The organism is Pseudomonas sp. HMWF006 (assembly GCF_003061205.1).
In the GTDB taxonomy this organism is placed as follows: Bacteria; Pseudomonadota; Gammaproteobacteria; order Pseudomonadales; family Pseudomonadaceae; genus Aquipseudomonas; species Aquipseudomonas monsensis.
In genome coordinates this window covers 1-1,131 of the sequence record NZ_QAIU01000171.1, presented here as the reverse complement: position 1 = coordinate 1,131, position 1,131 = coordinate 1, and the positions used below count along the sequence as shown (strand labels likewise).

The window sequence follows — 1,131 nt, the reverse complement described above, 5'->3', positions numbered from 1 at the left end:
ACACCCATGCCCATCAGGAGGCGGCGACGTTGCAGATCGAGGTTTTGCAAATCTTTCATCGGTATTCGTCTTCTGCTTACAGGCCGGAGAGGCCGAGGGCGGGATCAATGCCATCCAGGGCGTGGGCAAGTGCCCTGGCCTTGTCGGCGATCTGTTTACGTTGTTCGCCGCTGACGGTGTCGTAAGTGGCGTAGCCGTCCTTGACCTTGAAGCTGTTCAATACGGTGTCGAAATCGCTCAGCGCGGCATCAATTTTCGGCAGCAGATCCGGCGCCGATTTCGTCAGCATCGGCCGCAGCAGCTCGGCCACTTTGTGTGCGGTTTCCAGGTTGCTGGCGAAGCCGTTGAGATCGCCGTGGCTGTAGCGTTCCTCTTCACCGCTGGCGGCGCGCACGTCAGCCAGGGTGTTGAGGTTGCGCACCACGATGTTGACCAACTGCTCCGGCAGCAGTGACTGGGCCAGCAGTTGTTGCTTGATGGTGCTGACGTCGCCCAGCAGACGTTCGGCCACCGGGTTCAATCCGTCGAGGCTGCGTTGCTGGAACAGCGCGTATTCCACGCGGTGGAAGCCAACGAAGGCCGGGTCCTGCTCGCGTTTTTCGAAATAATCGGCGCGGGCGTTGATGCTGTTGTCCAGTTCGGCCAGGCGTTGCGCCGCCGGTGCCAGACGCTGATAGGCGGCACGGGCCGGCAGGTACAACGCCTGCGCCTGACTCAGGTCGCCGCTGGCGATCGCCTGATTCAGCGCCGTGACGGCTTTGATCAGCGCACTGCTTTGGCTGGCCAGATACACGCGGAATTCCGACAACGGCCCCACGAAAGCCACCATCGACGGTCTGGCTTTGGCGGCGGCATCCGATGCGGCGGTTGGCGTTACGTGCAGCACGCCGCGCGGGTTGCTCAACAGCCCGCAAGTGATCGCGTAGTCACCGGGTTGCAGGTTGGCGTTGATCACCTGGCTCAGGCCCGGCGCGATGTTCTCGCGCTCTTCGATCACCAGCACGCCGTCGAGGATTTCCCATTCCACCGCCCGGTCGGAGCGGTTGACGATGCGGAAACTGGCACGGCCGGCCGGTACGCTCAGCTCGTTCGGATCGCAGCTGTGGGCGTTGATGTTGACCACCACTTCGT

1 protein-coding gene is annotated in these 1,131 nt (G+C 62.6%); it reads right to left on the bottom strand.

Annotated elements, in window-relative coordinates:
* Positions 1-76 precede the first annotated feature (76 nt).
* On the bottom strand, positions 77-1,131 hold a 1,055-nt coding region (efeO, locus tag DBR24_RS06805), incomplete at its 5' end, for an iron uptake system protein EfeO (RefSeq protein WP_128614296.1).